Annotated in this window: 7 protein-coding genes and 1 tRNA gene; 5 read left to right on the forward strand and 3 right to left on the reverse strand. The window is 36.5% G+C overall.

Features of this window, described 5'->3' with window-relative positions:
- The coding region (locus tag QZ413_RS04480) for a type B 50S ribosomal protein L31 (RefSeq protein ID WP_297076893.1) at positions 1 to 183 on the forward strand (183 nt) is incomplete at its 5' end.
- A 99-nt stretch (positions 184 to 282) separates the two neighbouring features.
- On the opposite strand, the gene nrdF is transcribed toward QZ413_RS04480, so the two are convergent.
- The 3 genes from nrdF to nrdH form a co-directional block, all read right to left on the reverse strand.
- The gene (gene nrdF, locus QZ413_RS04485; RefSeq protein ID WP_297076895.1) at positions 283 to 1,248 is read right to left on the reverse strand and encodes a class 1b ribonucleoside-diphosphate reductase subunit beta; all 966 of its coding nucleotides are present in this window, start codon (positions 1,246 to 1,248) and stop codon (positions 283 to 285) included.
- A gap of 38 nt (positions 1,249 to 1,286) precedes the next feature.
- Positions 1,287 to 3,446, reverse strand: coding sequence for a class 1b ribonucleoside-diphosphate reductase subunit alpha (gene nrdE / locus QZ413_RS04490; protein WP_297076898.1), 2,160 nt, complete (start codon positions 3,444 to 3,446; stop codon positions 1,287 to 1,289).
- A 91-nt stretch (positions 3,447 to 3,537) separates the two neighbouring features.
- The gene (gene nrdH, locus QZ413_RS04495; protein ID WP_297076900.1) at positions 3,538 to 3,765 is read right to left on the reverse strand and encodes a glutaredoxin-like protein NrdH; all 228 of its coding nucleotides are present in this window, start codon (positions 3,763 to 3,765) and stop codon (positions 3,538 to 3,540) included.
- A 616-nt stretch (positions 3,766 to 4,381) separates the two neighbouring features.
- On the opposite strand from nrdH, the gene QZ413_RS04500 reads away from it, so the two are divergent.
- The 4 genes from QZ413_RS04500 to QZ413_RS04515 all read left to right on the forward strand — a co-directional run.
- A tRNA-Lys gene (locus QZ413_RS04500) sits at positions 4,382 to 4,454 on the forward strand.
- 141 nt (positions 4,455 to 4,595) lie between these two features.
- Entirely contained in the window at positions 4,596 to 5,345 is a 750-nt protein-coding gene (locus tag QZ413_RS04505; RefSeq protein WP_297076901.1) for an ion channel, read from the forward strand.
- Positions 5,346 to 5,590: 245 nt separating this feature from the next.
- Positions 5,591 to 6,037: an IS200/IS605 family transposase gene (gene tnpA / locus QZ413_RS04510; protein WP_297076904.1), complete on the forward strand. Its 447-nt coding sequence runs from the start codon at positions 5,591 to 5,593 to the stop codon at positions 6,035 to 6,037.
- The coding region (locus QZ413_RS04515; protein ID WP_297076906.1) for a transposase at positions 6,027 to 6,502 on the forward strand (476 nt) is incomplete at its 3' end. The genes tnpA and QZ413_RS04515, both read left to right, overlap by 11 nt.

Genomic DNA, 6,502 nt, shown 5'->3' on the forward strand with positions numbered 1-6,502 from the left:
ACTAAACACTCACAAGAAACTATGGAATGGGAAGACGGAAACACTTACCCAGTAATCCGTGTCGAAGTAACTTCTGACTCTCATCCATTCTATACTGGACGTCAAAAATTCACTCAAGCAGACGGACGTGTGGATCGTTTCAACAAAAAATACGGTCTCAAAGATCAAAACGCTGCAGAGTAATTCTGTTGAGTTCAAAAAAGCTTTCCTTGAAAAAGGAAGGCTTTTTTTGTCGATAAATAAATGAAGAAAAGCAGCTTCTCATAGAGAAACTGCTTTTGCTTATTCCATTCCGATTAAATAATCGTCTTCTTGCATCGCTTCAACACTACCTAATAGATAGCCATTACCAACTTGTGAGAAGAAGTCATGGTTACTGGTTCCAGTAGAGATCCCGTTCATCACGATTGGGTTCACATCGCTGGCACCATCTGGGAACAATGGATCTTGACCAAGGTTCATCAAGGCTTTATTGGCATTGTAACGTAAGAAGGTTTTCACTTCCTCAGTCCAACCGATTCCATCGTATAATTGTTCGGTGTATTTTTCTTCATTTTCATATAACTCATAAAGCAATTCGTACATCCAGTCTTTTAAACTTGCTTGTTCGTCTTCTGGTAGTTCATTAAAACCTAATTGGAATTTATAGCCGATATAGGTTCCATGGACAGACTCGTCACGGATGATTAGTTTAATGATTTCGGCAACGTTCGCTAGTTTATTGTTTCCAAGGTAATACAAAGGCGTATAAAAGCCAGAGTAAAATAAAAATGTTTCTAAAAAGACACTGGCGATTTTTTTCTCTAATGGCGTTCCATTTTTATAGATCTCGTTGATGCGCTCAGCTTTTTTTTGTAAGTAAGGGTTTGTATTCGTCCATTCAAAGATATTGTCGATTTCAGCTTTTGTGTTTAATGTACTAAAGATCGATGAATAACTTTTTGCATGGACAGATTCCATAAATTGGATGTTGTTTAACACGGCTTCTTCATGAGACGTGCGCACGTCTTTTTTTAATTCATCCATCCCATTTTCAGACTGTAAGGTATCTAAAAGTGTTAAGCCCCCAAAGACATAGCCCACAAGTTCTTTTTCCTCAGCGCTTAGTTTACGCCAATCATCTAAATCATTCGATAAGGGAATACGTGTATCTAACCAAAATTGTTCCGTTAATTTTTCCCAAGTCGATTTATCAATAATATCTTCGATGGCATTCCAGTTTATTGCTTTATAGTAAGTTTCAGACATAAAAGGTCCTCCTGTTCATTAAAAGAGAGAGTGCGTGATTAAATCACACAGCTCTCACAATCGTTACTGCCAATTTCTTCTGCATCATCGGTAAAGGTACGTACATAGTAAATGGATTTGATCCCTTTATGAAAAGCATAGTGACGTAAGATATTTAAGTCACGTGTCGTTTGTTTGGTTGTCGTTTTCCATTCATACAAGCCTTCAGGAATATCAGAGCGCATAAAGAGCGTCATACTCATACCTTGGTCGATATGGCGTTGTGCAGTAGCGTAGACGTCGATGACCTTACGCATATCCATATCATAGGCTGATTTATAATAGCCAATCGTATCGTTTGATAAGTGTGCAGCTGGATAGTAGATTTTTCCGATTTTCTTTTCTTGACGTTCTTCGATCAAGCGAGTGATCGGATGTAAGCTTGCACTGGTATCATTGATGTAAGAGATCGAACCATTTGGTGCAACGGCTAAACGGTTTTGATGGTACAAGCCATCTTTTTGAATCGCTTCAGATAGAGCTTTCCAATCGTCACCAGTAGGGATGTGGATCCCTTCAAACAAAGCTTTTACTTTATCTGATTTTGGTTGATAATCGGCTTCGATATAAGGTGTGAAGTAAGAGCCATCCGCATATTTTGATTGCTCAAAATTATGGAAGCTTTCATTACGTTCTTTGGCGATTTGGTTGCTTTCAACAAGCGTCCAGTAGTTTAACAACATGAAATAGATATCCGTAAATTCTAGAGAATCTTTTGATCCGTATTCCATTTGGTTTTTCGCAAAGTAGGTGTGTAGACCCATTGCACCAAGACCGATCGTATGGTTTAAACGATTTCCGTTTTGGATCGAAGGTACAACGTCGATATCTGACGCATCGGTCACATACGTCAACGCGCGTGTCATCGTACGTACAGAACGTCCAAAGTCTGGGCTATCCATTAAGTTGACGATATTGGTTGAACCTAAGTTACAACTAATATCCGTACCTAATACTTCATATTCTTGTTTGCCATTGATCTCAGATGGTTCTTGAACTTGCAAGATTTCTGAACATAAGTTACTCATAATAATTTTACCTGCAACTGGATTGGCGCGATTGGCAGTGTCCACGTTGATGATATAAGGGTAGCCAGATTCTTGCTGTAATTTAGACAATTCATTTTCTAAGTCACGTGCTTTGATCTTCGTTTTACGAATTCTTGGGTTTTGCACCAATTCGTCGTATTTTTCCGTAATGTCGATATAAGAAAAAGGAATACCGTATTCACGTTCAACGCTGTACGGACTAAACAAATACATATCTTCGTTTTTACGTGCTAGTTCATAGAATTTATCTGGTACTAAGACACCTAAAGAAAGTGTCTTTACTCGAATTTTTTCATCAGCATTTTCTTTTTTCGCAGATAAGAACGGCATAATATCCGGGTGGAAGACGTTTAAATACACAACACCTGCACCTTGACGTTGACCTAATTGATTAGAGTAGCTAAAGCTATCTTCAAACAATTTCATAACGGGCATCACGCCACTAGCGGCACCTTCATAGCCTTTGATTGGCGCGCCTGCTTCACGTAAGTTGGATAAAGTGATTCCGACACCGCCACCGATACGAGATAATTGTAAAGCCGAGTTGATCCCACGACCGATTGAATTCATATCATCGGTTAATTGGATCAAGAAACAAGAGACTAATTCACCACGGCGTTTTCGCCCCGCATTTAAGAAAGAAGGAGTTGCTGGTTGATAGCGTTGGTGGATCATTTCGTCCGCTAACGCTAAAGCAAGTTCTTCGTTTCCATCAGCGAAATACAACGCATTAAACGCCACGCGATCTTCATAAGCTTCTAGATAATAAGCACCATCGTTGGTTTTTAATGCGTATTGTGAATAGAATTTATAGGCAGCCATAAATGACTTGAATTCAAATTGTTGTTCATCTAAAAAGGTGTATAAGCGTTCGATAAATTCAGGAGAATACTTTGCTAAAAATTCTTCTTCTAAATAATCTTCTTGCGTTAAAAAGGCCACTTTTTCTTTGATTGAAGCAAAAGTTTTCGTATTTGGTTCAACATTTTCTTTGATAAATGCTGCTAATGCTTCCTTGTCTTTATGCAAGGGGATTTGACCGTTAACAGGTCGGTTGATTTCGTTATTTAGTTTAAAATAACTAACATCAGTTAAAGAGTTTAAACTCATGATTCCACACACCTTTACGTAAAATAAAATAAAAAAGGTGGACTTGTAGTCGTAAGACCGACAAATCCAACAAATAAAAAAGTTAAACGAATTAGCTAGCTAATTGTTTTAATTGATCAGGACGGAAACCAATGATGGCTGAGCTGTTATCTGAAGTGACAACGGGCACGCTTTGGAATCCCTGTTCTTTTAACATATCAATATATTCTGGTTGTGCATCGATGTTGATTTCTTCAAATGCAACATTGTTTTCAGTTAAAAAGCGTTTCGCCATTTTACATTGCATGCAGTTGTTTTTTGAGAATAATTTAACGTTCATAATCGTTTCCCCCTAAGAAAAATTTCTGTCTAGTTGATATAAAAAATATTAGTCGAAAAAGAAAGTAAAGTCAACCTCAAAACACTAGATATTGTGTCTGTAATAAAAAAGAAACACAATAACTTGTGTTTCGGTAGTGTTTGAATATAAGTGGTGCGGTTTGTTCAATTATTCGATAACACGAAAAAATTCTAAAAATGTTTTGCCGATCAGACCAATTAAAGATCTGTTCTGAAATGATTCAACATATTCCATTTAATCATAAATTCAGCAAAAAAGGAACTAAAAAATGCTCGAAAAATCGAGATTTATTTTTAGTCAAAAGCTGTTTTTTTCTTGACAATAGTAAAACAAGGATCGTTGTGGATATTGTGTAGATTTCATTCGTGTTTTGCCAAAAGTACTTAAACAAGGCACTGACTTTTTTGTAAAGTAAACTACTAAAATAACGGCTAAAAAAAGTGTAATTTATCAAAAATATCTTTTGAAAATAAATAAAATAACGATAATAAATTTTTTTCCTACTATTATTAGTGGGATAATTCGCGTTATGAAATAAAAGATAGCGATTGACTTTTTAAAAGTGGGGGTGTAAGATAAGCAAGTATTCATTTTAGGGACGTTAGCTCAGTTGGTAGAGCAGCTGACTCTTAATCAGCGGGTCGTGGGTTCGAACCCCTCACGTCCCATGGGTGCCAAACCCACGAGAATGGTATTTTGTCGGCGTCTTCGGACGTTTCGAAGACGAAATACGCATTCTCTTTTTTTGTGCTATACTACAACTAAAAGGGGAATGGGGACAAAAAAATAGAGTTGGATGTGAGGCTATCGTGTTAAAAAAACGATTACATCGAGTATATGTTTTTGGTGATTTTACGCTGACCCTTTTTTGGATTGCCTTATTTATCTTGAGTTTATCAGGCATGATCAATATCGATCAGGTCCCGTATGTCTATTTAGATCAAGGAATCTTGCTGATTTTTACAGTCAGCTATATTATTGGGTTTATTCGTGCACCTAAAAAGCGCAAGTATATCCTTGATAATATCTTTAATCTACTAGCCATTATTCCTTTGAACTTATTAAATATTGGAATTTTGTCACGTGCCAATCGAATTTTTCGGATTATCAATTTATTAGCTAAGCTTGGCCAGAATAAAAATAGTATTTTGTATCGTAATGGATTTATTTATGCGCTCTACGCTAGTGCGTGTATTGTCTTTGTAGGAAGTGGCTTTTATAGTATCGTGGAAAATATCAGCTATGTCGACAGTATTTGGTTTAGCATTGTAACGATGACGACAGTAGGTTATGGCGATATTGTTCCCCAAACACCTTGGGGTAGAGTGATTGCGGCAGTTACGATGATGTTTGGGATTGGCTTTATCGGGATGTTGACCTCAACGATTACCAATTACTTTAAAGACAAACAGACCAAACAACGAGATGATCAAAGTGATCTCGAAGAACAAGAACAACAAAGTGAGCTGCATCGTTTAAGTGAACAAGTCGCAGAACTCACACAGATTGTCCAACAGTTATCTGAGCAACTTGATGCTGAAAAGAAACACCTTAAGTAAAAGCGAGGAATTTGTTCATAATTTGTTCACAATTAATTGGTATAGTCATTTCATACCAACAAAGTCTTATTAAAGACAACCCTAACACTTTTTCATTTTTACTCCGGCCTATTGGTTCCCCAAACCAATAGGCTCTTTTTAATTAAACGGGAAGGAAACTCGGTATTTTAATGCCGAGATGAATTCCCGTTCTTTTTATTTTCGATTCACATATGGTAATGGTATAATTATATAGAGGTGTTGATATGAAAGACAATAAACGTTTTACGTATGGTAGAACTTCTGTATACAATTTAAACTACCATCTCATTTGGGGAACCAAATATCGAAACAAAGTATTAAAGGGTCAAATTGAAACAGATTTAAAACAATTATTATATGATATTGCCGATGAATATGGTTTCACCATATCTCACATGGAGATTGGCCTTGATGACCATATTCACTTATTCGTTAGTGCACCACCAAAACTTTCCGTCACCAATATTGTTCGTTGGCTAAAAGGGATTAGTGCTCGGAAGATTTTCCAACTGCATCCAGAACTGAAAACCAATTCTGGGAAGCCAGAAGGGGATAGACAATTTTGGTCGCCTAGCTATTTTGTTGAAAGTATTGGAACGACAAATGAATATGCTATTGCAAAGTATATTGACGACCAACGATTAAAGGAGATGGATCATAATGAAACTTAAAGGAATCAAAATCAAACTATATCCTACTCAAAAACAAATCGAATTCATCGAATCTAATTTCCATATCAATCGCTTTGTGTACAATCAATTACTCTCTATGCAAATTGAACGCCATAAAAATGGTGGTGATTTTATCGGTAAATTCGGCATGAACTACTTGATTAAAGCTATGAAATTAGAATTTCCATTCATAAAGTCTGCTGAAAGCACAAGCTTACTTTACACTTCTGCGGATTTAAACGATTCATTTTCAAGATTCTTCAAAAAACAAACAAAGTTTCCTCGATTCAAATCGAAGAAAAACCCTAAACATAGTTACAAATCAAATTGTGTGAACAATAATATTTCTGTTGTGGATAACCATGTGATTCGATTGCCAAAACTAGGTCTCGTTAGAGCAAATGGCTTACACCGTATCAATGGCAAAATCAAGAGTGCTGTTATTCGAAAAAATCCGAATGGATC

The sequence above is a fragment of the uncultured Enterococcus sp. genome (genome assembly GCF_913775425.1).
In the GTDB taxonomy this organism is placed as follows: domain Bacteria; phylum Bacillota; class Bacilli; order Lactobacillales; family Enterococcaceae; genus Enterococcus_G.